Annotated in this window: 25 protein-coding genes; 10 read left to right on the forward strand and 15 right to left on the reverse strand. The window is 41.1% G+C overall.

The annotated features are described in order from the left end of the window. Nucleotides 1-2: 2 nt before the first annotated feature. From YH65_RS10185 to YH65_RS10195, 3 genes are read right to left on the reverse strand one after another with little or no spacing between them, the layout of a single operon-like run. Nucleotides 3-1,253, reverse strand: coding sequence for an adenylosuccinate synthase (locus YH65_RS10185; protein ID WP_046551773.1), 1,251 nt, complete (start codon nucleotides 1,251-1,253; stop codon nucleotides 3-5). Between the two features lie 7 nt (nucleotides 1,254-1,260). Beyond that, nucleotides 1,261-2,106 (reverse strand): ATP phosphoribosyltransferase regulatory subunit, encoded by an 846-nt coding sequence (locus tag YH65_RS10190; RefSeq protein WP_046551774.1) that lies wholly within the window; start codon nucleotides 2,104-2,106, stop codon nucleotides 1,261-1,263. Further along, complete coding sequence (locus tag YH65_RS10195) at nucleotides 2,106-3,233, reverse strand: pyridoxal-phosphate-dependent aminotransferase family protein (protein WP_046551775.1); 1,128 nt, start codon at nucleotides 3,231-3,233, stop codon at nucleotides 2,106-2,108. The genes YH65_RS10190 and YH65_RS10195 overlap by 1 nt, the downstream gene beginning before the upstream one ends. Nucleotides 3,234-3,541: 308 nt before the next feature. Between YH65_RS10195 and YH65_RS10200 the strand changes: the two genes are divergently transcribed. Further along, the gene (locus YH65_RS10200) at nucleotides 3,542-3,766 is read left to right on the forward strand and encodes a hypothetical protein (protein ID WP_046551776.1); all 225 of its coding nucleotides are present in this window, start codon (nucleotides 3,542-3,544) and stop codon (nucleotides 3,764-3,766) included. A gap of 94 nt (nucleotides 3,767-3,860) precedes the next feature. On the opposite strand, the gene YH65_RS10205 is transcribed toward YH65_RS10200, so the two are convergent. Beyond that, nucleotides 3,861-6,164: a sulfotransferase domain-containing protein gene (locus tag YH65_RS10205; protein ID WP_046551777.1), complete on the reverse strand. Its 2,304-nt coding sequence runs from the start codon at nucleotides 6,162-6,164 to the stop codon at nucleotides 3,861-3,863. A gap of 330 nt (nucleotides 6,165-6,494) precedes the next feature. On the opposite strand from YH65_RS10205, the gene YH65_RS10210 reads away from it, so the two are divergent. The 3 genes from YH65_RS10210 to YH65_RS10220 are packed head-to-tail and all read left to right on the forward strand — an operon-like array spanning nucleotide 6,495 to nucleotide 10,388. Beyond that, on the forward strand, nucleotides 6,495-7,745 hold the full coding sequence (locus tag YH65_RS10210; RefSeq protein ID WP_046551778.1) for a hypothetical protein: 1,251 nt from the start codon (nucleotides 6,495-6,497) through the stop codon (nucleotides 7,743-7,745). Between the two features lie 13 nt (nucleotides 7,746-7,758). After that, nucleotides 7,759-8,871: a hypothetical protein gene (locus YH65_RS10215; protein WP_046551779.1), complete on the forward strand. Its 1,113-nt coding sequence runs from the start codon at nucleotides 7,759-7,761 to the stop codon at nucleotides 8,869-8,871. 8 nt (nucleotides 8,872-8,879) lie between these two features. After that, nucleotides 8,880-10,388, forward strand: coding sequence for a hypothetical protein (locus YH65_RS10220; RefSeq protein ID WP_046551780.1), 1,509 nt, complete (start codon nucleotides 8,880-8,882; stop codon nucleotides 10,386-10,388). A gap of 25 nt (nucleotides 10,389-10,413) precedes the next feature. Here YH65_RS10220 and YH65_RS10225 read toward each other — a convergent pair whose 3' ends face one another. Beyond that, nucleotides 10,414-12,360 (reverse strand): PIG-L family deacetylase, encoded by a 1,947-nt coding sequence (locus YH65_RS10225; protein ID WP_046551781.1) that lies wholly within the window; start codon nucleotides 12,358-12,360, stop codon nucleotides 10,414-10,416. 202 nt (nucleotides 12,361-12,562) lie between these two features. On the opposite strand from YH65_RS10225, the gene YH65_RS10230 reads away from it, so the two are divergent. From YH65_RS10230 to YH65_RS10245, 4 genes are all read left to right on the forward strand, one after another. After that, on the forward strand, nucleotides 12,563-13,828 hold the full coding sequence (locus YH65_RS10230) for a hypothetical protein (protein ID WP_046551782.1): 1,266 nt from the start codon (nucleotides 12,563-12,565) through the stop codon (nucleotides 13,826-13,828). Between the two features lie 82 nt (nucleotides 13,829-13,910). Continuing rightward, nucleotides 13,911-14,579, forward strand: coding sequence for a sulfotransferase family 2 domain-containing protein (locus YH65_RS10235; RefSeq protein ID WP_046551783.1), 669 nt, complete (start codon nucleotides 13,911-13,913; stop codon nucleotides 14,577-14,579). A 63-nt stretch (nucleotides 14,580-14,642) separates the two neighbouring features. Beyond that, nucleotides 14,643-15,590: a hypothetical protein gene (locus tag YH65_RS10240; protein WP_169745675.1), complete on the forward strand. Its 948-nt coding sequence runs from the start codon at nucleotides 14,643-14,645 to the stop codon at nucleotides 15,588-15,590. Between the two features lie 116 nt (nucleotides 15,591-15,706). Continuing rightward, nucleotides 15,707-16,141, forward strand: coding sequence for an META domain-containing protein (locus YH65_RS10245; protein WP_046551785.1), 435 nt, complete (start codon nucleotides 15,707-15,709; stop codon nucleotides 16,139-16,141). A 43-nt stretch (nucleotides 16,142-16,184) separates the two neighbouring features. Here the strand turns inward: YH65_RS10245 and YH65_RS10250 are convergent, their stop codons facing one another. The 3 genes from YH65_RS10250 to recA all read right to left on the reverse strand — a co-directional run bounded on the left by YH65_RS10250 (nucleotide 16,185) and on the right by recA (nucleotide 20,109). After that, nucleotides 16,185-17,309: a sulfotransferase family protein gene (locus YH65_RS10250; protein WP_046551786.1), complete on the reverse strand. Its 1,125-nt coding sequence runs from the start codon at nucleotides 17,307-17,309 to the stop codon at nucleotides 16,185-16,187. 353 nt (nucleotides 17,310-17,662) lie between these two features. Continuing rightward, entirely contained in the window at nucleotides 17,663-18,835 is a 1,173-nt protein-coding gene (locus YH65_RS10255) for a trypsin-like serine peptidase (protein ID WP_052746182.1), read from the reverse strand. 230 nt (nucleotides 18,836-19,065) lie between these two features. Beyond that, nucleotides 19,066-20,109 carry a recombinase RecA gene (gene recA, locus YH65_RS10260; RefSeq protein ID WP_046551787.1) on the reverse strand — a complete coding sequence of 348 codons (1,044 nt, stop codon included), beginning with the start codon at nucleotides 20,107-20,109 and terminating at the stop codon, nucleotides 19,066-19,068. A gap of 189 nt (nucleotides 20,110-20,298) precedes the next feature. Here recA and YH65_RS10265 point away from each other — a divergent pair, with 189 nt between their 5' ends. Beyond that, nucleotides 20,299-21,165, forward strand: a complete 867-nt coding sequence (locus tag YH65_RS10265; RefSeq protein WP_046551788.1) for a menaquinone biosynthesis family protein — start codon at nucleotides 20,299-20,301, stop codon at nucleotides 21,163-21,165. Nucleotides 21,166-21,201: 36 nt separating this feature from the next. Then, nucleotides 21,202-21,978 carry a UDP-N-acetylmuramate dehydrogenase gene (locus YH65_RS10270; protein WP_046551789.1) on the forward strand — a complete coding sequence of 259 codons (777 nt, stop codon included), beginning with the start codon at nucleotides 21,202-21,204 and terminating at the stop codon, nucleotides 21,976-21,978. Nucleotides 21,979-21,982: 4 nt separating this feature from the next. On the opposite strand, the gene YH65_RS10275 is transcribed toward YH65_RS10270, so the two are convergent. The 7 genes from YH65_RS10275 to YH65_RS10305 form a co-directional block, all read right to left on the reverse strand. After that, a complete protein-coding gene (locus YH65_RS10275) occupies nucleotides 21,983-22,480 on the reverse strand; it encodes an Lcl C-terminal domain-containing protein (protein WP_046551790.1) in 498 nt (165 codons plus the stop codon). An 86-nt stretch (nucleotides 22,481-22,566) separates the two neighbouring features. Beyond that, complete coding sequence (locus tag YH65_RS10280) at nucleotides 22,567-23,127, reverse strand: L,D-transpeptidase family protein (protein WP_245609198.1); 561 nt, start codon at nucleotides 23,125-23,127, stop codon at nucleotides 22,567-22,569. Nucleotides 23,128-23,158: 31 nt separating this feature from the next. After that, entirely contained in the window at nucleotides 23,159-23,545 is a 387-nt protein-coding gene (locus tag YH65_RS10285; RefSeq protein ID WP_046551792.1) for a hypothetical protein, read from the reverse strand. 24 nt (nucleotides 23,546-23,569) lie between these two features. Then, complete coding sequence (locus YH65_RS10290) at nucleotides 23,570-24,139, reverse strand: L,D-transpeptidase family protein (RefSeq protein WP_046551793.1); 570 nt, start codon at nucleotides 24,137-24,139, stop codon at nucleotides 23,570-23,572. Nucleotides 24,140-24,241: 102 nt separating this feature from the next. Next, a complete protein-coding gene (tpx, locus tag YH65_RS10295; RefSeq protein ID WP_046551794.1) occupies nucleotides 24,242-24,763 on the reverse strand; it encodes a thiol peroxidase in 522 nt (173 codons plus the stop codon). Nucleotides 24,764-24,931: 168 nt separating this feature from the next. Further along, complete coding sequence (locus YH65_RS10300; RefSeq protein ID WP_046551795.1) at nucleotides 24,932-25,330, reverse strand: DUF6858 family protein; 399 nt, start codon at nucleotides 25,328-25,330, stop codon at nucleotides 24,932-24,934. Nucleotides 25,331-25,386: 56 nt separating this feature from the next. After that, entirely contained in the window at nucleotides 25,387-26,559 is a 1,173-nt protein-coding gene (locus YH65_RS10305) for an NAD(P)/FAD-dependent oxidoreductase (protein ID WP_046551796.1), read from the reverse strand. Between the last annotated feature and the right edge of the window lie 3 nt (nucleotides 26,560-26,562).

Genomic DNA, 26,562 nt, shown 5'->3' on the forward strand with positions numbered 1-26,562 from the left:
TTTTATCTAGTTATTGTATCTTCACGTTCCGGACTGGTCGAGATAATTCCCATCTTCGTACCGACCATCTCTTCCAGTGCCAAAATATATGACTTTGCCGTTTCAGGCAATGCATCGAATTCTCTCGCACCTTCTGTTTTCTTCCATCCCGGGAAACTTTTATAGATTGGTTTGACATCTTCAAGATCGTACGGCACATAGTCTATCTCTCTGCCTTCAAATTCATAGGCGACACAAACTTTGATCTCATCGAAACCATCCAGTACATCCAGTTTCATCAAGGCAATCTGGTCTACACCATTCACACGTACGGCATGGCGCATCGCTACGGCATCAAACCAGCCGCAGCGTCTCGGACGGCCTGTGGTCGTACCGAATTCATGTCCGTTCTCTCTAAGTCTGTCACCCTCTTTACCCATATCTTCACTTGGGAAAGGACCATTCCCCACTCTCGTACAGTAGGCTTTGGCGATCCCTGTGACCTTACCGATATCCTTGGGGTTCAGCCCCAGGCCGGAACAAGCTCCCGCAGAGACCGTAGTTGAGGAAGTCACATAAGGGTAAGTACCATGATCGATATCAAGCATCGTTCCCTGCGCACCTTCAAGCAGGATTTTTTTGTCCTCGTCGATGATCTTCCACATCAGCTGTGTCGTATCGCAGATATACGGTGCCAAGACTTTTCTGTAGCCCTCAAGCTCTTCAAGAAGTGCCACTCTTTCCGGTATTTGAACTCCCATAGCGTCAAAGACAGGCTTATTCATCTCAAAAAATGCTACGATCTTGGAAGCGAGTTTTTCAGGGTGAAGCAACTCCCCCAATCTGTGGCCTACACGCGCTACTTTGTCACCATAGGCCGGCCCGATACCTTTCCCGGTAGTACCGATGGCTTTGTCACCCTTCATACGCTCTCTTGCCTGATCGATCTCGGCATGGTAGGGAAGCAAAATATGTGCTTTGTCCGAGAGGAACAGTCTGCCTTCGAGGTTGTCAAACTGCTCCATCTCCTTGATGAAGTCCCTGGGAGAGAGGACCACACCGTTCCCTACGACATTCTTTGCTTTGGGGTTCAATACACCCGAAGGGATCAGGTGCAGCGCATATGTTTTGTCACCAATGACAATGGTATGCCCCGCATTGTGCCCTCCGGCAAAACGGCAGACATAGTCATGTGTCTGTGCCATATGGTCAACGATCTTTCCTTTGCCTTCATCTCCCCACTGGAGTCCTACGATCAAATCTGCTTTACTCATAAACTGCCTACCCTCTATTCATTTTATTTACAATACACTCATCTGTATAGAGTGCAAATCCTGCCGCTTCCACGCCGTCTATGCTGTAGATACCGCCCATTGCCAGAAGACTGTTGCCTTCGAACATTCTGAATGTCAAAGAGTCGTAATAGCGCATCTTCGCATAAAAGAGTGGTGAGATCACCATCTTTTCATACGCCACATGCTGTGTAGCCTCCTTGATCTTTTCAAGTTCTTCCCTGATATCGGCAGGGAACATTTCAAGCTCTTCGAGGTCCGAAACGGTATTGATGCGCACAAGATGCTCTATCCACGGCAATTCTGTTTTCATGATCTGCTCGACATGCATTGACTTGAGCACGTCAAGGGAGACACCGTACTTTTCATTGAGCAGGTGCGGTATACGGATATTGGCGATCTGCATGACAGGCTCGATATCGATCTCTTTGAGAAGTATCGTGGCGGACCTTACCACTTCTTCAAAACTTCCGTCAATGATCTCCGCGCCGATCTGGTACTGTTCTCTGGTCGGGAAAGTGACCGTAGGCTGGATGTAGAACCACTTTTTGGACTCTGTACTTCTTCCCAGCCTTTTGGTCACGATACGCACCACATCCGCGGTAGAGTCCGCACGTAACGTCACTTCATGGTTGGACTCGTCATTGAGTCTAACCAACGGCTTTTTGTCATTGAAACACTCATGCTGATGGTAGGAGAAGATCGGTGTGACGATTTCTTCAAAGCCAAGGTTGTCCAGCATCTCTGCCGAGACGAATTCGATCTCGCGCTTCACTCTGGCACTCTCACCGAAATAAAGGCGGCTTCCGCTTGGAATCTCGTGTTCAAATATCATTATTTCTCTTCTTTTTTCAGCGTGGATTTGAAAAACTCTTCGTTGAAAACACGGCTTGCCGTGCCGTCAAAGTCCCTGCGTCCGAGTTTTGCCAGCGCCAGTTCAACGGCATTGACCACCCATACCATCTCATACGGCTCGATGAGTCCCATCTGGTTGATGCGGAAGATCTTCCCCTTGAGATGGTCCTGTCCGCCCGCCACGTTCACGCCAAAATCCGTTTTCAACAGATTTCTGATCTCAGAAGCGTTCTCATCGTAGATGGTCGTCATCGAACGTGCCGGTGTTTTGGGGTAGGAGTGCAGCCCCAGCGCTTCGAGCGCGAAACGTGTCGCTTTGGCACGTCGTGCCGTATCGCAGTAAAGTTTCCCGATACCGCCATCGGCTTCAATCTGCTTCAGTATTGCACCAAGACCGATGATCAAAGTCGTCGCTGCCGTATAGGCCGTGGTATTCTGCTGCTGTTTTTTGATCTCCGAAGCCAGGTTGAAGTAATACCCTTTCCCCGCTCCGATCTTCTCAATGGCTGCTTTGCTCAAACCGAGAATGGCAAGTCCAGGAGGCAGCATCAATGCTTTCTGGCTTCCTGCGATCAGACAGTCGATGTTGCTTACGTCGATACGCTCGACGCCCACCGCCGTAATACCGTCTGCGATCACCATAATATTCGGATTGACCTCTTTGACCGCTGCTGCGATCTCTTCGACCGGATGACGAAGCCCGCCTGCCGATTCGGAGACCTGGATAGCGATGGTATCGATAGAGGCATTGGCCGTGACCGCTTCAAGTACCTCATCGACTGAAGCAGGAGTATCCCACTCATGCTTGATCTCGACATTCTTCAGTCCGTGCGCCTGTGCGATCTTTCCAAAACGCTCACCGAATTTACCTGAGTTGATATTGAGCAGCGTATCGTGACAGAGATTGGTCACGGCAGCCTCCATTGCACCGGTCCCGGTACTGGCAAGCATGACGACCTCATCGGTAGCAAAAAGGTCGAAAAGCAGTTCGCGTGTCTCTTTGAAAATCGCTTCGAATTCCGGTGTTCTGTGGTGTAGTGTCGGTTCGGCCATTGCCAAACGTACGGATTCCGGTACGGGTGTAGGTCCTGGGGTAAAAAGTAGCATAAGTATCCTCGCAATCGCCATCATGACGACGGCGTAATTGGTAGGATTATATCGAAAAGTTTGTTAGGTTTTCGTGAAGGTTGGAATTTTTTCTTTCTCATGATAGTTTTTTGTCTACATATTTTGAGTAAGTATGCATACTAAAATGTAATTCTTTCTGGGAATATTAATAACAAAAATCTCTGAAATTGAAAGCCCTGTTTTATCAAGAAAAACAAGGATTCTATTCAACTATTATCCTTGTCTAAGGAAATAATTATTATAATAATTTTGAATTTATTCAAAATCAAAACAAAAGGATATAGAAAATGGCTAACATTTCCCAACAAGATATTCAAGATATTAGAGCGCTTGCGCAAGCGGATAGAGCATTTGCCCAGACAGTAAAAAAAGAGCGAGAATTGACAAAAAAAATCAATGATGCGGAGAGCGGTCTTAGCAACCTTGATGCAGATACGGTCGAAGCACTTATAGAAGAGAGAAAAGAAATGAGACGTGAGATCCGTACCAAACTGCAAGAAAGCCGTGCATAATTTTCATTAATGTAAATCTGATTAAAGATTTTCTTTAATCAGACGACTTTCTCCTCCTTTATTTCATCAATTTTCAATCACCTATAAAAAGTTTTTATATTTTTGCGCTTTTGACTATTTCATTATGCATGTCAAAGTCATAATGCTCTTCTATAATCTTCCGGTTCTCATCAGACAGAATTCTTTGTTTCTTTTCCAGGCTTTTGCTCTTTTCCAAAAAAGTCTCGACTTTACTCTCCAGCGCTGCAGTCCAGTCGACATCCAAGTATGCGAACAGTTTTTTAAAGTTATCTATGGACTTATATATTGTCTCATATTCCACGACATAGATGGAGTCTTTGAATCTTGGGTCTTTCAGTGCCTCCAGTGTACGCATATTTGCTACATTTGCCTCCTGGCATGCAGCCAATGTCCCACGATTCCCAAGCCAGCCTTTATCCAGCCCGTCCCGTGCCCATTTTGCTCTCTGCTCATAGGAATATGCCACATCGTAGATATTACGTGATATATGTACAACCCTGATATCATCCGGCTCATAATTCTGTACAGTGATCGGCCAACTTACAAAAAAACGGGGTCGTTTATCTCCAATATACTTTGAACGGCCTACTTTCTTTCTGAGTGCTTTATTTTGCTGATTCAATTCCTTACTCGTAAATACCGGTGAAAAGAGATACTCCTCCTGAAACATATTGGGATGATATCCCAAAGCATAATTGTATCGTTCCAGGAATAATCCTATATCATCTGAAAGGTTAAGAAGATCTCCCAGTGCCGTAGTTCCGGAGCGGGGATTTCCGCTTACGATCAGGGTTTTCTGTGATATTTCCTTTTGATCGCCCAGGAAATATACGCCTGCAACATCTATACTGTTTAATTTATCAGGATTTGATTCCTTCAACTGTACATATTTTGAACGCATCAATTTTTCAATCTCTTTTCTGTCATAATCTATCCAGGATGTATAGACCATCAGACGTTCCAGGTCAAGGAATGAACTCGCATACATTTTTACGACCAGTGCATCCATCACCCGTTTAAATAACGATATGTTTTCCAACAGTTCTGCGTAAATAAAAAATCTTGAAATATCTCCCAATTGTTTACTGTTCCGTTCTATTTGGTTTAGCAGGGCAAGCTCTTCCCCTTTGGGGACAGTTGCGAACAGAGACTGAAGATAGTAGTGCCTGATAAGAAAATTACTTCCGTAGATATCCAGTTTATTCTGAATAAGATCAATGCATTCCAAATATCGTTCATTAAGATATAAAGTCTCAACTTTCCCGATCATCTCTGCCGTTTCAGCATCCACTTCATCAATTGTTTCTGAAGTATCACCTCCCATACGCTGCTCGATTACCAGAAGCAGAACATTAAATGCCCGAAGTGCCTGCTTTACGACAGGATTGCTGCTCTTTTTTGCTTTGTCAAGTTTTTCTATATAAAATGACTCCAACCCCTTTTCCGGAGAGTTTCTCAATACATATTCTGTCAATTTCAAAATTCTTTCCGGTGTCAGAGGTTCATAAACAGCTTGCTTGTCTTCAGATGTTTCACGGGGAAACATAAAACCATCCGGACGATGCAATATCTCTTGTGCAATAGCATGATTCTTTTCCCAGTAAAGTGCATTTATTTTGTGTATCAACTCTTTAGAAGCAAGTGGATAGACCGGTCCACCCTGGGCATAATATTCTTTTGAATACTGGATCAATCCCTGATCGATTGCCAGGTTTGTTTCGGGCTCCACATCTCCGTCACAAAGTTGATTTACCAAGAGTTTATATTCTACCGCATCTCTGCAATAAGGGATATAAGAGAAAGTCTCCGGCATATCAAACTCTGAGGAATTTACGATGCCTATCTGAGAAAGAAAGTCAGAATAGACTTTATTTTCCAAAAATAGATCTTGCCATACCGGCTGAAGAATCATTTTGTCTCCAGAATAAAGTGAAAACCATTTTTCCAATAATCTGTATAAATAAAAATGTGTACTTTTATTTTTATAGAACTTCTCCACTTCTATGGAAAAAGTCTCTTTATAATCTGAGAATCTGATCTTGTGGATATAATTCAACATCAGACGTTCGAATTGGGGTCCCAAGCAAACAATGATTGTAGCTTCTGGAAAAAGCTGATGTGTTTCGTCCGGAAAACGAAAAAAGTCATCACTGGAAAGAAGCAAAGTATCTTCACTGTTTCCACTATAAAGTTCTTCAACAGCCTCTACTGCCGCCTTTTTTCCCTTCTGAACATAGAGTGCCATCAGTCCATTTTCATTGCCCGATGCCAGGATTTGTGTTGCATCTGTCCCATGTGCAGGATATTTATATCCCCGTGCTTTCAATACTGTTCTGTTGGCAAGCAAAAAATGCTGTATATCCCCTGTCCCCGTCATAGGAATACCTATATGTAAAAATACCCTTTTCAATCTTCACCTCTTTAGCAGATTCACTACCCAGTCTTTAGGCAGTAAAAATATATAAATCTCTTTGAAATGCATGCTATCATAGATATCATTTTTTTTTACTTACATGTATGGGATCATTGCGCAGGGAGAAAGCACACTTTAAATTCGGGTAATATTCAACCTAATATGACTCACAGAGCCTGTTGCAGTACCTTTAGTTTTTTTAGGATATACTCTTATAAATATAATTACTTTAGAATATCTTTTCTAAAACAACATAACACTAATTCATTTATAGAGAGATTCAGGAGAACGGTTTTGTCCAAAAAACATCTTTTTTTACATATAGGAACAGAAAAAACAGGTACTACCAGTATCCAATCAACATTGCGTCATAATGAAATTATACTGAAAGCCCACAGTATTCTTTTCCCAAGTTCACCTCTGTTAGGTGGCAACTATAGCGGCTTTGTATACTCTTTTTTAGAACCGGAAGAGATGATCACAGTGCTGAAACAGGCAGGTGCCGGAGAATATGAAGGGGTTTTCAGGGACAACCCCCATTTCATTTTAGACACTTTAAGCAAACAGATCAGATCATCAGAATGCCAGACTGTTATTATTTCTTCTGAACTGCTTCATAGTCGCATTACCACCGATGAAGAAATTAAAAAAATTAAAGCATGGGCAGAAAAGGAATTTGACGAGATCACGGTTGTCTGTTACCTGCGAAGACAGGTAGATATGATGATCAGTGCTTTTTCAACACGGCTAAAAGAAGGCGGGGATGTAAATGCCATGATCCCCGAACTCTTTGAAAATTTCATCGATCATTTGACAAAGGAAGAAGAACTTCCACACTATATTGACTACAGGAAAATGCTTGATCAATGGTCACGCTATTTTCCTGATATGGTATGCCGTGAATTTTCGCGTGATACAATGCTGGATGGAGATGTCGTCAAAGATTTTCTCTCGTTGGTAGCACCTCAATTGCAGATGGAGCAGATTGAAATACCTCAGGAAAAGAATCAGACACTGGATGGAAAGGTCCTTGAACTATTGGCAAAGACAAATCAATATATTCCAAAATTCATCAATAATACTGTCAATGCCAAGCAGAGCCTGCTGGTAGATTTCTTTGAGCAAATACCGGCTGAAACAAAAATGCTTCCCAGTCTTGAAATGGCAACAAGCTTTCAAAACTTTTTCAAAGAAGACAATCAGTACCTTTCGGAAAAATATTTTAACAACCAGGCCATATTTAAGGGGCCAATGAAGTTCGGTGAAGGATATAAAAGCGGTTTGACCCCTGAAGAGATTGCAGATATATTTGTTGCATTATGGCAAAAAGTAAAAATACATCTTAATCGGCTCAATGCAGAGAACAAGTTCCTCAAAGCTGAGATCGCTTTTTCCCAGCAGGATTACAAAAAGGCCCTGACACTGCTCAATCAGTCCATGGCAAACGGTATCAGGCTTCCCGAAGCAATTGCAAAACGCAAAGAGATCTTTGCTATCAACAAACAAAAACAGGCGCATATGAATAAAAAGCCTGTAGCTAATTGAGAGGGAGCGATACATGTCAAAAAAACATCTTTTTCTTCATATAGGAACAGAGAAAACGGGGACTACCAGTATACAGGCAGCACTCAGACAAAATACCCAGAAATTAAAAGAGTATGATATTTTTTATCCCCGTATGCCATTATTGACCAGTAATCATACAGGTTTCACCTTCTCTTTTTTGGGACAACAGGCCATGTCTATGCTTTTACGCCGTGCGGGGTACGATCATCTCTTAGGCAAAGCAAAGAAAAACTCTCATTTCATACTGGATATCCTTGATGAAAAATTCAAGGAATCCGGCTGCAACACCATGATCATCTCTTCAGAGCTGTTACACAGCCGTATTTCCAATGCAGACGTTATCCTCGATATCAAAAAGTGGGCAGACGAGCGATTTGATGAAGTAACGGTTATTTGTTATCTGAGAAAACAGGAAGATCTGATGGTAAGCAGTTTTTCCACAATGGTAAAGACCGGCTCCAACTGGCATGAAACACTTGTAGAACAATTTGCGGAGTTCCTGGCACCACGACAGGGAAAACTCAAGCATTTTTATGATTATAAGGGCATACTGGATATGTGGTCAAATGCCTTCCCTGGACTGATATGCAGAGAGTTCGCCCGTAACAAGATGCTTGGCGGCGATGTCGTAAAGGATTTTTTCTCCTTGATAGATCCTTCCATCAAGACAGAAGAGTTGAACAAGACCACAGAAAAAAACACCTCTTTGGATGCCAAAGCAATGGAATTTCTCATACTTCTCAACCGCCGTGTACCTTCAGTAATAGATGGCAGAATCAATCCTCTTCGAAAGAATATGGTACATTTTTTTGATGCAGTTCCTACAAAATCAAAAATGAAATTTACAGAGGAACAGGTTCTTAAGATCAGAGAATATTTTAAAGAGGACAATGCCTATATTCAGGAAAAGTATTTCAAAGGGGAACCTATTTTTGAATATAAAGAGTCATCCGGAGAAAAATATCATCCCGGTCTGACTACAGATGAAGCCGTCCAAGTCTTTACCGAAGTCTGGGATCAAATCTCTACATCAATCCAGGAAACTGAAGAGGAAAATAGAAAATTGAGATTACAGAAGAATACACTGAAATCAAACAATAAGTAGGATGTGAAATGTTTTTTAAAAGTACAAAAAGACTTAACCGTAAAAAGATCTCGGAATACTTTGACCCGGAATATTACCTACAGTCGAACAAAGATGTAAGGGAGCATGGCGCCAATCCGCTTGAACATTATTTCGTTGCAGGCCAAAAAGAGGACCGGGCACCGAACAGATGGTTCTTTCCAGAGTTTTACAGAAGTTCAAACCCCGACCTGGAGAAGGAAGATGACCTTTTTCTGCATTACCTGCTTCACGGATGGAAAGAGAAACGTCTGCCGAATCCCTTTGCCACCCCTTCACTCTATGATGAAGTGACAGACCTCGACGGCATAAAAGCATATTTTACCGAAGAAAAAATGGCTTCACTCAAAAAAGAACAACAAAAAAGAGCTGAGCACGAAAAACGCAAAACGGAAAAAGAGGCTAAACGTCTTAAACAGAAAGAGAAAGAGGCCGGTATCATACAGAAATATTTTGATCCTGAATATTATCTTGAGGTCAACAAGGATGTGAAGGAAAAAGGTATGGATCCCCTTCATCACTATTTGAATAGTGGCGGCAAAGAGGAGTACCGCATACCCAACAGATGGTTTGCTCCTGCCTTTTACCTTAACAACAATCCAGGATTGAAAAAAGCCGGAGTCGATCCTTTTCTGCATTACCTGCTTCACGGATGGAAAGAGAAACGTCTGCCGAATCCCTTTGCCACCCCTTCACTCTATGATGAAGTGACAGACCTCGACGGCATAAAAGCATATTTTACCGAAGAAAAAATGGCTTCACTCAAAAAAGAACAACAAAAAAGAGCTGAGCACGAAAAACGCAAAACGGAAAAAGAGGCTAAACGTCTTAAACAGAAAGAGAAAGAGGCCGGTATCATACAGAAATATTTTGATCCTGAATATTATCTTGAGGTCAACAAGGATGTGAAGGAAAAAGGTATGGATCCCCTTCATCACTATTTGAATAGTGGCGGCAAAGAGGAGCACCGCATACCCAACAGATGGTTTGCTCCTGCCTTTTACCTTAACAACAATCCAGGATTGAAAAAAGCCGGAATCGATCCTTTTCTGCATTACCTGCTTCACGGATGGAAAGAGAAACGTCTGCCGAACCCTCTTGTCGATATCTCTCTCTATGAAAGGGCCTCTACACTCGATGAGATCGATGCGTATCTAACAGAAGAAAGACTGGATGCCTTAAGAGAGAGAAAAGAGAATGAAATGGGGTATGTCAGTTCTATTTACGACCTTAACGGAGAGACCTGTATTGAAGGGTGGGCAATTACAGGGTCTGAGGAAAAAGCGACTGTAGATATTTTTGTTAATGGGACACTCTATCAGACAGTAGTTGCTGAAACCTTTCAGGATATCCTGAAAGAACATGCAGTTGGCAATGGTGAATATGGCTTCACCGTCAAACTACCGAAATCACTTCTGAAAAAACAGCATAACAGCATACAGGTAAAATCGAAATTCACGGGAAAAGATCTTATTAACAGTCCGCAGATATACCCATAGTAGAATAGGATCATCAAATAATACCCTATGAAGATCCCAGGCGCGCAAGAGCATTGAAGGTCTCTTCAAGCTCTTGGGGGGTCCACACCTTCGACCATTTTTCATAGATCTTCCATTTGAATTGATTCAGTACCACATTGCTTAAGGCATTCGCACCCGCGCCTCCTGTACCTGATGTACCGAAAATATGATAGGTTGCACTGATCTTGTTCAGATAATAGAAGTCAGTATGCTGAGAGACCTGTAACCAAAAATCCCAATCCTCATAGATTTCCAAAGATTCATCAAAACGGCACCCCATTTTGATCAACTTCGTGGAAAACAGTACGGCATGGAACGGTATGTAGTTCCCCCGTCTCAGAAGAGCCGCACTATAGGGGTGGTTGTAGTATCGGTTGACATCCAATCCGTCACCAATACGTACAGCACTGTAAACAGCAAGAAGTCCTTCATTCCTAAGTATCACTTTTAAAAGATTATCAATATGACTATGATCGAACGTATCATCATCATCAAGAAAGATTGCATATTGTCCATTGACCATTTTCAGAAGCTCATTTGCCGCACCAGCCCTTCCCTTCGATTCAGTATTGTTCTTTATAAAACACCGTTCAAAATCGAATCTCTCGACAATGTAATCGATCTTTTCTCCACCATCATTGACAATATTAACTTCAATATTCTGATAATCTTGCATCTGAACCGATACCAAAGCTTTTTCAAGAAGCTCAGGTCTGTTTTTGGTACGAATCAATACAGAGACAAGTGGGAGCTTTTGTGCATATAACCTATTGTGGTATTTGTGAAAATGCGCATAGTAATAACTCATGAGATGAGAATCAATATCTTCAAAATGATAAAATGCTTCGGCATACTGAATATGTCCAGGCAACGTAAAGGCACGCAGCTTATTCATAGAGGTGATCGTACCTATATAATCAAGCTGTCCCTGTTGAGATGTATATTGTCTCATTACTTCTGTTTTCAGGTCCATATATGCAGTTATATCTATCAATGTATTGGCTGGAGACTGGTTTGCGATCTCATAAGAAAAGACATTTCCCCGATAGGCCATAGCCTGCAGAGCACTCCATACCAACCATGCAGTTGTCCTGTGATCGGGGTGATACTCCAAAGGAGATGGAAAAAAAACATTGATAGGTTTGTATTGCTGAATCAGCTGAATGATTCTGTAGATATTGACACTGTTCAGGACCAACCCCTGATCGGGTGCACCGAAGAAGTGGATATCATCTATCCCAAGCATCTCTGCAGCTTGCCGCAGTTCTTCCTTGCGTATCTTTTCATCTCCTCCTATCGCACCATCTGTCATCATCACAAGATTGACCACGGTACCGCTTTCTTTAATCTTTAAAATGGATCCCCCCATACTGAAGGTCTCATCATCCGGATGCGGCGCGAATATCAAGGTAGCACCACTAGGAAGGGGTGAGATTTCAAATGGTATAAATGCATATGTATCATCCTGTGCAACATATGGCTTCCCTGCTGCTATTGCACCCTTTTCACTCCCTTGCCTCATGATATTGTGATCATCGATATCTTCAATATCCTCGGGTGACTTTATCTCTTTCTCCCAGAGCACAATCTCGGTACCTTCCCTGACATACCTCCCCGGTTCCTTCTTCGCTGCCTCTGTTTTTTCCGTTGCACTGTTCCAATAGCGGTTGCCATTCAGGATTTCCGCATATCCAAACTGACAAAAGTGATCGAAACCGGAAGTGAATATTCCTTTTAGCACAGCTTCCTGTACTTCGGGGAATTTCTCTAAATATTCCCCTTCATCAAATGCTTTATACGCATAGTGGAAAAGGCTGCGTCCACTTTTTATTCTCTCCAGTCCAAACTGTTCTAAATAAGTTTCTACATTAGGAAAGTCTCTATTCTCTATGGCCTTTTTAACATCCGGATTCGCATCCAGGTAAGCTCTTTCATCAAAAAATACGATCATCAATTCATCTTTCCGTTCATTTTAACTATAAAAAAATTATTATAACCATAAGTTAATATGTTAAAACTTACGAAAATATTTACGATTGCAAGTCGTTGATATTGGAATCATTAAGATAATTGGCTACAATAATACTTTGCAAAAGACACTACAAAACAAAACTTCAATAGTGGCATGGAAAGATCTGTCAAAGGACTATAAAATGAAAAGAAAGTGTATTATTCATATCGGTATGCATAAGACAGGTTCATCCTCCATACAGCAGAGTCTCTTTCATAATTTGAAGGATGACACTTTCAGCTATTTGGATATGGGCATTCCCAATCATAGTATTTCCATGTCAATGCTCTTCAGAAATTCCTCCAGAAAGAATCCAGAAACTGTCAATTTAAAAAATAAATTAATTAAAAGTATTAAAAACAGTCATTCAATTATGATTATTTCTGCTGAAGCTATTTCCATGTTCAGCAAAGAGGATTTAAAATATTTGAGAGATTTTTTACTAGATTATTTTAAAGAAATTCAGATCGTAGGGTATATACGTTCTCCAAAGTCTTATATGGAAAGTTTTTTTCAGCAGCGTGTCAAAGGGGGGCTGGTTTCTTTTGACCTGGAAAAATATATCTACCCAAACTACAGAAAAAGATTTGAAAAGTTTGATGATGTTTTTGGGCATCAAAATGTCCAGTTCTGGAAATTTGACCCAAAACATTTCTATAAAGGAAATGTTGTTCTGGATTTCTGCAGAAAAATTGGAATAGATTTTCAAGAGGATCAGACAATCAGAATAAATGAATCCTTATCTCGTGAAGAAGTCGCAATATTATACACATATGGAAAACAGAAGACAAGGCATATCCAAAGCCCTGCCGTTATGCAAAAAAATATGAAAATAATAAAGAAGATCAAAAAGCTCAAAGAACATAAGTTTAGATTTTCTCCCACACTTATCACCCCCATTCTTGAGAAAAACAGTCGTGACATTCAGTGGATGGAAGAGCGCCTGGGTATATCTTTGAAAGAAAAAACCACAAAAAGCGAAGCCGATGTCAAAAGCGAGGTGGATCTTTTAAAAATCGATAAAAAGACTCTTCAAAAACTAAGAATACTCACGGGTGAATTATCCCCAAAAGAAGATACATATGATGACTCACAAGAGGAAATCATCACCTTGATCAATATATTGCAAAAAGCGAATAAACCAAAAAAGATGGGCAGTACACCTTTATCATTGGCAAAAAAGCTTAAACAAAAACACAAAAATGTGCTAAAAGAGATCAATGAAGACCAAATAGCTACGGTGATTGAAAAAACATTTTCACATGTGGAACATCAACTTAGAAATACCGATGGGTACAGAATCAATATTCCTCAGCTTGGCAGTTTTGATATTCAAATACTGAAAAAACAAAATACCCGAGGTACCATCTCCTTCAGCCAAGATAAAATAACAAAAGGTGGCGCATGAAAAAATTTTGTTATAATAATTTTTTACATAAAAGTTTTCATTTCTAATCACAAATACTCATACCAGGGAAAGGGTAAACAAATTGCAAAAAAAAATTTTATTTTTCCATGTTCCAAAAACTGCCGGGAGTAGTTTTCGCTATGCCTTGGAAAAAATTATTCCAAAAGAAAAAATTTTTTATGACTATGGGATCTTGAATGACCTGACCAAACCTGTTATAAAACAGTGGTGTAAAGGTGAAATTAAAACAACCCATTTTGAAAAAGTGATTGAAAAAAGAGATATTATGCTGTATGGCGGGCATATAACCCATATGAGATATCAGAATTTTCTACCCGCCTTTAAACGTGTTACATTTATTCGGGATCCACTTCAAAGAGCCTACTCAGAGTATAACCACCGCAAAGGACGGGGCGATTTCGAGATAAGCTTCGAGGAGTTCATAGAAAGGCCTCAGTTCATCAATACTTTGCACAAAGTTTTTGGAAGTGCAGAGAATCTTAAAGACCTGGATTTTATCGGATTCACCGAATATTACCAGGAATCCATAGAGCTTTTTAATAAACAGTTTGGATATGATATAAAGGTCATTGTAGCCAATGTACGCAGAAACTCCCTTGACGATCAGCATCATGTCTCCCAGGCTACTATTGAACGTTTCCAAACTTTAAACAAAGATGATATTGACCTCTATAACTCTTTATTGGAAGTGTTCAAAAAGAGGATCACTACAAACCAAAATATAGATTAATCATATATTTTTTTAAATATCTCTAATAAAGGATTCAAAATAAAAATAAAATTACTGCTTCTCTTGATCTTTACAACTTTTCTCTTCGCAGGAAAATGTGAAATGTGGTATGAGGACAATAACCTGGGACAAGCGGGTTATTTCCCCCCGGATGCCAAAGAAAAATTTATCGATCCACAAACATGGAAAGCATCAAGAAAAAAAATGGATGTCTACCTGGTTCGTGCAAATGCACTTTATATCAGAAAAAACGGTTTGACAGACTATTTCCTTAAAAACAAAATGTTAAAAGTACTGAAAGACTCCAAGATAAAGCTGGCACTGAATGTACGGGGGGCAACACTTACACAAACAAGTAGGAAACGAGAGAAAATCCGTACCAAAGAGATAAAACTCATTGAAAAACTTGAAAGCATGGGTATACATATTGACTCCATCAATTTTCAGAGTGCCTTGAGCAAATCCGTCAAATTCACATCGCACAAAGATAAAGTATATGCATATCCCATGAAGCAAAGGATCAAAGATATTGTATCCTATATAAAAACAGTCCATCAAAAATATCCACATATAAAATTCGGTCTGATCGATGCACTACCTGCAAAAGGTTATCCTTATCGAAAAGCGTATAAATATCTTGTTGAAAGCATGCAAAAAGCACATTTGACACTACACCACATCATACTGGACCTGCCAAATGACTTCATAGAAAAACATCATAAAGGTGTCACATGGAAGCAGGTAATCGATGTGGAAAAATATGTTCATAACGATCTCCATCTCAAATATGGAAAAATATTTCATGATGCCAAAGCAGGAAAGACGTCAGACCGGTTGTTTTTCACCAAAGTAATGCAGATGGCAACCCGCTATAAGAAAGAGGGAGGGGACCCGGACTATTGTCTGTTGATGAGCTGGTACCCTCACCCTTCACGTACCATTCCAGAGACGGAAAAGTATACGCAGATGTATCTGTTTTTAAAATTGTCTGAACGTATGCAGAATCATTGATATTTTTTTTGGCTCTAAACAAAAAGAACTTTTTACATCTTGAGTTCACCTGAAAGCAGTCACTGCCCCTTTCTTTTATACTCTCTTTATACTATAATAAAGAAAAGGATCATATTATGCTAAAAAATATATTTTTTAGTTTGCTGAATATCATTATCCTGACAGGATGCGTAGAGCTTTCAGGAGGATCAGGAGACTTTCCCTCGGCAATAGAAGGTCATAAGTGGAAACTGGTCAGTTTTGGAGACAATAGGGTAGTCGCTACAGACAGAATAACACTCTCTTTAAAGAGTGGACACTACTCAGGATGGAGCGGATGCAACAGTATGAGCGGAACATACCTGTTGGATGGAGACAAACTTGTCTTTGATACTGACACTCCTTTTCATTCCGGGGTTTCAACAATGATGGCCTGCTCAAACATGGGATTGGAAACAAAATTTCATGAAGCTATACAAAAGGTTAATCACTACAGGATTGAAGGAAAGTATTTGATCTTCCTTGACAAAAATCATGAAATATTGGTATTTGTCAGAACAACAGGATCATAGCACTGCAGACTATACCTTCTCACCCCCTTGTCTTTTGTTATTCTTATTTTTCCTGTGATGGCAGACATACTTGTTTTTTATTGGGGAATGGTACTTTTCTGTTCCCTTTTTTTATTATTTTTTTTAATTGCATGTTTTCAATATAAAGTTTCTCGATGCCTTTTATTGCAGCCAGTAACAATTTATCCAACTCTTCATAAGCTAAACACTTCTCTTTACAGCATGCCGGTGATATTGTTTTCTTTTCAAAAGCAGTTTTACTCCACCACCTTTCATCTCCCATATTCATTTTTCTAGAATCAGGATCTATAAATTCCATTAATTTTATATTGCTCTCTTTAGTCTTTTTTAAGATCCTATCTACCTGTTCTTCACTTAAGACCCATGGTGCTTTTGAAAAAGTACTATCAAGTTTCAAATAGCGTGATAAAATAAAGTCCAATTGATTTTCATGTTCTGATTTGCGAAGCTCTCTATGTTGTTGATAAAATCGAAGAATCTCTTTTGGTAAACTACTATTAGCTCTATTATCTTGATCTGAAGTCAGTTCAACACCTATCATATTATAGAAATCCTCTACAATATCATTAGGTAAAATTTTCACTTTTAAGTTTTCAGGACCTACTATATTTCTCCATTCTTCTAATTCATTAGACCATTTTGAAACACGCTTATCTACCATTCTATCAATATAACTATCTAAGTTTTGATTTGACCAGGCACCCCATTGCCACCAGGCAGAATTTATCCATTCAACAGGATTCCGTGCATAACAGATGACTTGTGCCCGCATATTCAGTTTTTCCAATATAGCATTTTCTCTAAAAATATCTGCTCTTTTTACCCATGATTCACATGACAAAACAAGTAAAGAATTATTGTTATTGGATAATTTAGATAGTTTTACACGAAGCGCATTAAGTATTTCATCAGAGAATCCCTTAAAATAAGTCAGGCTTGCCGTAGAAAGAGAACGAGAAGCAGTAAAAAGCAATCGTTCCCGTAAATTATTTCCTGAATAAAGCTGACCGTTTTTATCAATAGTAATATATTTTATATTTTTATATTTTTTCCTATTTGCTTTCAAAATCGGAGTGTTTGATAATGAATATTGAAGAGCTGTACTCCCACATTTTCCAAAACCTATGTGTATTATTGTTTCTACCATTTTAATCTTTTTTCTTATTAATAAAACCAGAGCATTACAGTATTTAAGTGAATTTCTCTAATGCAAGCAACGAAATATTTGATCTTTATAGCTTACAAGCCAAATCGTAATTAATCCGTATGCACCTTTTGATATGTTTTTCTATCTACGAATAAAATAAATTATTGGAATTATACCATAAGTGAATGATTCGGTTACACCTATGCTATGAATGTTTGGATTAGAGTACATTTGTATGTTTCCCCAAGTGGGCTTGGGGAAAAGAAAAAGTATTGGCTTTTATCTGGCCAACATCATAGAATTTCACATAATACCCCCTCCCACTTCGGTCAGGGAAAGATTCGGATGTTTTCTTACAATCCGCAATTAGTTGGATAATTAGTACATACAGTATCAAGAAGCGGTACGATATTGCCATCAGTAAACGGTGTTGCACCCTGCTCTTTTGGATCAGAACTTGTCCACCCCCAACTGGTTACGGCCACAACAACATCATTAGTTGGATATGTACCGGCTGTCGTACCGCTCAAAGAAGCAATCTCTCCATAATTAACTAACCATGGTCCACCGCTGCTTCCTCCGGTTTCTCTCGATCCGATCATAATAGCCATTGCCCCAAACTGTGTTGTTTTTTCACCCTGTGAATCATTCGCCTGCATTTGCCAGCCGTTATCATGGGATACAGGATATCCCAACTGATGTATTAATGTCAAGGAACCATCGTTCAACCCGTCTGTATATCCCCATCCATTGTAGCCGTAGCCATACCATCCGGTTCGTTCACCCGGGAACATATCTGTCCCGGTATTGGGATTGGTCCTTTTTTTCATGACGATCACACCGACATCGTAGTTGTTGACAACATTGTCGCCTTCCGGCGGATTAATATAACCGTCCATCACATATGCAGTCTTGTAGCCATACCTTCCGAATGGCGCCTTCTCACCGACAGTGCTGTCCTTGTAATATGCCGGTATGAATTCCCAACCGGAATAATATACATCATTTTCATTGTCATATATACAATGTGCAGCAGTCACCACCACTCCCGGTTTAATGGAAGAAGCAGAACATACATACGTCGCACTGCCTATTTTGAAAAAGAGTTTCCCTGTTACTCTGTTCGGATATTTACGGGAAAGTCTCTGGTCGTACATATCGACCCTGCTCGTGGCAAACGGACGATTACTTGTACCGAATTCTGCCGGCTGTACATCAGTCTGCCCCTTTACGGCCTTCACTGGTTTTCCGAGACTTTCATGCAGCATTTCACCCGTACCCCTATTCCCAGATACAACCCCCGGTTCTCCTATCTCGACAGAAGGAACCTCTGAAGTGCTTTTCCTCTCCATACTATTGAAATCCACTCTTTTATCCATCGGGATAGCATTGGCATAATCCAATGTACCGAATGTGTCAGCTGTTTGTGCAGGTGCTTCTATCACACCTTCTACCGCAACTGCCTGTGACACCATCAATGCGGCACCGACAGTCAAACCTGCCATTAAATTTTTTATGTCTCTCATATCTTTTTCCTTTTTTAAAAACTTGACAGAAACCTGCCCTTCATTTATTGTACCACAAAAAGCAGTATTGTTGCAAGGTAAAGACAACTGAACGCACTACTATAGTAAAAACTTATCTTTAAAAAGAAGAGAAAAAAAGATGCTGCATAAAAAAGTCATCTGGAGAATAAAAATATTTTTGAAGGAGTCAAGGGAGCGCCCAAAGCACTCCCTGTATGAATACACTGTATCTACCGGTCAGCAGAGGATATCTCATCCTGATCCATTGCAAGCTTTTCACCAAAACCAAGAGCCTCTTTCACCTTTGCTTCTATCTCGACTCTGAGCTCAGGATTCTCTTTGAGTGTCAGCTTGGCATTCTCTTTCCCCTGACCGAGCTTCTCAGCACCGTAACTGAACCAGGCACCTGACTTATCGACGATATCCATCTTGATACCATAATCGATCAACTCACCGATATAGGAGATCCCCTCACCGAACATGATATCGAATTCCGCCTGCCTGAAGGGCGGCGCTACTTTGTTCTTCACCACTTTGGCTTTCACCCGGTTCCCGATCTGCGATTCTCCCTGTTTCAATGTCGCAATACGTCGGACATCAATACGTACCGAACAGTAGAATTTCAGTGCATTTCCGCCTGTGGTCGTTTCGGGTGAACCGTAACCCATTGTACCTATCTTCATACGGATCTGGTTGATAAAGATCACGGTAGTATTCGTTTTATGCAAAATGGCCGTAAGTTTACGAAGCGCCTGTGACATTAGACGGGCCTGCAGCCCTACATGCGTATCTCCCATATCCCCTTCTATCTCGGATTTGGGAGTTAGTGCCGCCACGGAATCCACGATGATCAGATCGACGGCACCCGAACGCGTCAGTGTTTCAAGCACATCCAGTGCCTGCTCTCCGAAATCGGGCTGGGAGACCAGAAGATTGTCCGTATCGACACCCAGATTCTTTGCGTAGACCACATCCAGTGCATGTTCCGCATCGATGAAAGCACAGACCATACCCTCTTTCTGTGCCGAAGCGATCGTCTGTAGGGCCAGTGTCGTCTTTCCCGAAGACTCAGGCCCGTAGACTTCGACGATACGTCCCTGGGGAATGCCTCCGATCCCCAATGCCATATCTAGTCCCAGCGAGCCTGTGGAGATTGCCGCGATCGGCTCGAACTCTTTGTCTCCGAGTCGCATCAAGGTTCCCTTTCCAAAAGTCTTGTCTATCTGCTTGATCGCCATATCCAGTGCTTTTTGCTTATTCGCATCCATTGCCATTGTCATATCCTTTTCCTTTATCTGTTGAATTTTATCTAAAATATTTAGATATTCTTTAGTCATATTCACAGTTTAATGGAAATTTGGGCTAAGGGGTAAAAATATGTCATATTGTCATATTTTTAATGTCATTTCTTTTTGGGGGTGCTTATGATAAAATACATTTACCTTAAATAAAAGCGAGCCTTTATGTCCAGAACCATTCAGTTAGCCCATTCCCCCGATGCGGATGATATTTTTATGTACTATGCCATCAAATTCGGATGGGTCGACACAAAAGAGTATTTTTTCGAGAATATCGGCCTGGATATCGAAACACTGAATGTCGAAGCACTCAAAGGTACCTATGATGTCTCTGCCATCTCTTTTGGGATGTACCCTCTCATCAAAGAAGAGTATGCACTTCTGCGTACCGCTGTGAGTTTTGGAGAAGGGTACGGTCCAAAACTGATCAGACGAAAAGAGAAGAAACTCAAACGTAACTTCAAAGTGGCACTCTCGGGAAAATATACGACCAATGCCATGCTTTTCCGTATCTTTTACCCTGAAGCACGGCCTGTCTATATGGATTTTCTTGAAATTGAAAAGGCGGTAGTGGACGGTGAAGTTGATGCCGGCGTACTCATACACGAATCGATCCTTGATTTTGACGAAAGCCTAGAAGTAGAAAAGGAGATCTGGGATATCTGGGTGGAACTTGCCGGGGAGGGACTGCCTCTTCCGCTGGGTGGAATGGCCATCCGAAGAAGCCTCCCTCTGAACGTTGCCATTGACATAGAGAACATTCTCGTAGAAGGGGTTAAGGTCGCCAATGACAAAAAAGAGGAACTCTGTGCCAAACTGGAAAAAGACAATCTGGTCAGGATCTCAGACAAGATGCTCAAAAAATATCTTGATATGTATGCCTCAGATGAATCCGTAGAACTCTCTGAATTACAACTCAAAGCACTCGATACACTCTACGATATCGGTTTCAAACACGGACTCTGGGAGTGTCCCATAAAAACAGAAGATTACCTCATCCCCAAAGAGTACTGTGAACTACGGACACAATAATGAATATCAGGCACCGCCAAAAACAAGGAGTACTTCTTGTTTTATAAGACCATTGATTTCTCCAAATATTCCAGTATAAAGATAGGACAGCCCACCGAAGTGCTGATGATCGAAAAAGGAGATACGATCCCCCCTGGCCGCTTCCTTGTAGGCGGGGCCAACAATCTTCTTGTTTCACCAAATCCACCGCCACTAATGATGCTAAGTAAAGACTTTGCTTTTATTGAAGAGGATAAGGATATGCTTGTTATCGGTGCTGCCATGCCTACAGGGCGTATTGTCTCTTATTGCAAAAGAAATGATATTGGCAATTTTGAATTCTGCGCCAAGCTGCCAGGAACGCTGGGCGGGATGCTTGCAATGAATGCAGGGGTCAAATCTTACGAAATTTTCAATATCCTCCATAGCATAGAGATAGACGGGAAATGGATATTAAAAGAGGATATTCCTCATGGATACCGTTATGCCCGGCTTGGTGGCACGGCAACTGCTGCAAAATTTCCACTTCACAAAGGTTTCAGTCAGCATCTTCTTGACGAACTTCTTGCACTTAGAAACAACCAGCCCCATGAACCCAGTGCCGGCTCCGCTTTTAAAAATCCGCCCAATGACTATGCCGGAAGGTTGATCGAAGCGGTCGGGTTAAAAGGTTTAAGAAAAGGAGGGATGCAGTGGAGTGAAATCCATGCGAATTTTCTGGTCAACACAGGAAATGCTACCTATGAAGATGCTATATATCTTTTGGATCTGGCAAAAGAGAGAGTTAATGCGCAATTTGGCATTACGCTTCAAGAGGAGATCAAACTCCTCTAAATGATTACTTCTCTACATCTGATGCTGTACAACGTACGCATCTTATATAGTTTGATCTTTTTGTTTTATGCTCGTAACGATATGCATCTGCCGGGTAAATGACATAGTATTTTCCAACCGATGCCGGAGTTGAAGTCCAGAAATCCCGTCCTCTGTAATACTTAAATACCTGTCCCTCTATTCTATGTACATGCTGTAATTCATCAGCAGTAGGTAATCTCCAGTCCGTATATCCCGCATAGTCAAGTTTTCTACAGTAGTTCGCGGCATGCTTCCAGCTTCCGGCCTTACCATAAGAACGATTTCTCTTGTATGCACCATCCTCTTTATCCATATACTTTTGGTCCTGCCACATCAGCTGTACATCCGGTTCGATATAAACATCATCAGGATAACAGTTCGCTCCCGATTCCGAAATCGGTGCTACCGGTGAAACATTTCCCCCTGCAAACAGCAGTCCAAATGACATAATCATACCCACTGCAATCAATACGTTCTTCATATTTTTCTCCTTTAATATCCAATATTATTCAATATCATATTATAAGATTTATCAAATTTAGCTAAAAGTCCCAAGATTAGTTGAAATTATGGATGAATATCTATTTTGACACCGTTTTTTACCGATCGCCAAAGTGTATCGATGGCTTTGTTCGGTACGGCCATACATCCCTCTGTCCAATCGTGTGCCAATGTGTAGCGGTCAGCATGCCCGTCTGCATTCCATTTAGGCTGTCCATGAATAGTGATATAACCTCCTGGTTTGGCTCCGTGTGCTCTCGCTCTTGCCTTGTCCTCTTCATTCGGGTAGGATATCATCAGAGATTTATAGAGTCTCGGGTCACATTTTTTGCGAACAATATAATAACTGCCTTCCGGTGTACGGTAATCACCTGCCTGGATCTTGTTCCCTTTGTCCCCATTCTTTCCCAGGGATATCTTACAAGCATAGAGCAATTTCCCCTTACGGTACATAGAAAGTTCTCGTTTCTTTTTATAGACAACAATCTTGTCTGCAAGTTTATCAGCTTCCACATCCGTACCATGTGCAAGTTCCTGTCTACACTCACTTATGGCATAAGGCGTATTGTCTACTTTCCCATAAGCCTGAGGCTCACCACATCCGCTTATAAAAACTACTATTCCCATAATTGAAAGTACTGTTATCTGTTTTATCATTCTATCCCCAATCTTCATTTTTATGTTTTGATCTATGTTTCTCTTTTTTATAAGAACTACCGTTTTTCAGTTTTTGCAGACGGTTGAGATTGCTCATTTCCGCCTCTCGTATGTCACTGAATATCTTATCGTCAAAAGCTTCATTATCACATGTTTGTCCAAAAAGTCTCCCTATATAATCCTTCAACTGCCGATGATACTCCGAATCAAGCTGTATTTCACTTTTTGCATCGAATTTCTTTTTTAACAGAGTGAATTTGGCCTGAAACTCCTCTGCATCCACTTTCTCGTCACGGAACATACGAAACAGGTTTTTACTGATCTTTTCAAGTTCGGTAATATATTTCTGCCGGTTGAATTTGTCTATCTGCTTCTGTGTAAATGCCAATATGCTCTTTCCTTTTCGATTCCGCTACTTGATCATGACCGGAACGCCCTCTCGCACCGCGTACCAGAGTTTTTTCATGGAGCTGTTCGTTACTGCAACGCACCCCTGTGTCCAGTTTCTGTTCAGTGTATATTGGTCACCCTTGCCGTCTGCATTCCATTTAGGCTGTGCATGGATCGTAATATTACCTCCTGGGTTCACGCCTCTTGCCCTGGCCCGTGCTTTGTCTTCCGGCCGAGGGTAGGAGATGCATAAAGAGCGGTAGTATTTGGGAGAACAGAGTTTTCTGTGAATGAAAAACTCACCCTCAGGCGTACGGTAATCTCCCTTTTGCTGCTTATCGCCTACAGGATTCTTTCCCAGAGATACGGGGAATACGCCTTTGACCTTACCGTCTTTGTAAAGGTACATTTTGCGCTCTTTTTTAACCACAACGATCCTGTCAATGGCATCTGCTTCAGAGTAGTCTTCCGCTGTCAACAACTCTTTTTTACATTCAGCCAGATTATATCTGTCTTTGGGTCCATTGAGTTGACATCCCGATAAAAAAAGTGCCAAGACCATTAAGAGTAAAAAGTTTGTTTTAGTATTCATGAAAGGATTGTAACGAAAATTTGAAAAAATATAAAGAGGTAGAAAGGGTAAATATAAAAAGACGTGAGAATTCAAAGCCCGGAAAGGACTTTGAATGAGGGATTACGCGTTAGCAGCAGCTTTAGCAGCTTCAAGCGCTTCTTCGTAGTTAGGTTCTTCTGTAATTTCAGGAACAGTCTGCTTGTAAGTCACTTTCCCGTCTTTACCGATCACGAAGATCACCCTTGCAAGAACACCGGCCAAAGGACCGTCTGCCAAAAGTACACCGTAAGCGTTACCGAAATCTTTGTTTCTAAAGTCTGAACAGACTTTGATGTTTTCGATTCCAGCTGCGCCACACCATCTTGCCGCTGCAAATGGAAGATCCATAGATACTGTGATCACTTCTACACCGTCAAGGCCAGCTGCTTCAGCGTTGAATCTTCTTGTTTCTGCATCACATACACCTGTATCAAGTGAAGGAACCGCTACTACAAGTTGCACTTTACCTTCTCCGCCTACCTGCTCGTCCTGAAGCATTGGGTTACAGTTTACTACTGTTACTACCGGTGCCGTGTCACCTACATTGATCTCATTACCTGCGAGGTTACATACGATGTCGTTTTTAAATGTTACTGTTGCCATTTAATATCCTTTAATTAAGTTTGATAAATGTATTATGACTTAATTAGGATAAATTTAGTCTTAATTAAAAAATTAAATGATTTTTTGTCCTTTTTCAATCTATTTAAAAAAGAGGAACCACCCTGTTTAACGATATATAAAAGGGTATATGTATCTTATGGTAACACTTTAATGTTTTGTGTTCACAATATCCTTAACCCACTTTTCCATAGCTCCATTGGCATCAGGATTCGGTGCTTCCAAAAAGCTTATAACAAAGCTGTCTGTCATTTCTGCAACACCAATAGATCTTGGTCTCACTGCCAAAACTTCAGGCTTAGGCAATACTTTGCCAAAACAGCAGATGATATTTTTGGCAGCCTTGATCTCTTCATTGATCTTGCCTTCTTCCAGCGAAGAAGTATGTGCATAATGATCAAACTCCCCAATATAGGTCGCGATAGGATGTGCTTCGATCTGTGATCTCAAAAAAGCAAAGATTTCATCTATACTTGTGTAACTTGTCTCACCTTTATTCACTTCCAAAGTAAATACCGGATATTTTTCCAAAACTGTTATTTGTTTCATATTAATTCTTTTCCTTGTTATTGATTATTTAGCAGAAATGTAATTTGCTTTTCAAATTACATTCCCGGCAATCTTGGGATCTTTCCGAGTTTGGAGTTTCGGCAGTACCAGCCCCACCCTTTCTTCATCCAGTGCCCTACGATCGGCATAGGGATCATTTTGCCCCCTTTGTTGTCACGATAAACAAAGGCGGCACCATTCCCGGTATCCATCACACACAGAATATTGAGATGTTCCATGTAACTATGTTTGGAGTCTATGCGCTGCATATGCTGGAAAATGTTATAGGCGACGTTTCGGGCCATCACTTCTGCAACATGCCCCTGCTTGGCTCTCCATTCCGGTCCCATCAGGGAAGCGGTATCTCCAATGGCATAGATACCTTCAAAGCCTTCAATCTCATTGTATTCGTTGGTCACGACAAATCCTGCATCACTCAAAGGCAAGCCGGATTCCGCGATGATACTGTGCCCCACCCCGGCAGAAATGAACATAGTAAGATCCGATTCCAGTTTTGTACCATCTTCAAAAAGAATACCGTCTTCCTCAAAAGCCGTGATCTTCACCCCTATTTTTTTATTAATATGGGTCATCTTGAACATCTTATCCATCATCACCAAAGCCTTATCACCCATCTTCTGACCCGGTTTCTCCATCGGCGCGAAGAATGTCAACTCAAAATTGTCACGGATCCCCTTGCCCTTCAAATAGGTATCGACATTGAAAAGTACCTCGAAAGCAGGCCCTCCCCGCACAGCGGAAGTATCTTTTGGATTGCCACCAAATCCCATGGCAATCTTTCCATGCCCTTTCTGTACCAGTGCATCCAATTTTTCATGGAGGGCAGTCGCTTCCTCAGGTTTTCCACATATAGAAAGAGAATGTGCTTCCATTCCTTCGAGTTTGATCTTCTCCTGCCCCATGGCTACGACAATATACTCATATTCATCCAATACCCGTCCGCTCTGAAGCGTGACTTTTTTGGCTTTTGCATCCAGGGCTGTTACCGGATCGACGATGAGCTGAAAACCGTGGGCAAAGGCAAGTTCATCCAGAGGTACAGAAACATCCTCCATTGTGGCTTCACCTGTAGGTATCCAGATCGATGTCGGATAGATATAAAAAAAGTCCCTGTCACTTACCAAAGTCACTTCAAGCTCCTGCTTTCTCAAATAGATAGCAGCCTCAACACCGGCAAATCCGCCGCCTAATACCAGTACTTTCTTCATTTA

The organism is Sulfurovum lithotrophicum (assembly GCF_000987835.1).
Lineage (GTDB): Bacteria > Campylobacterota > Campylobacteria > Campylobacterales > Sulfurovaceae > Sulfurovum > Sulfurovum lithotrophicum.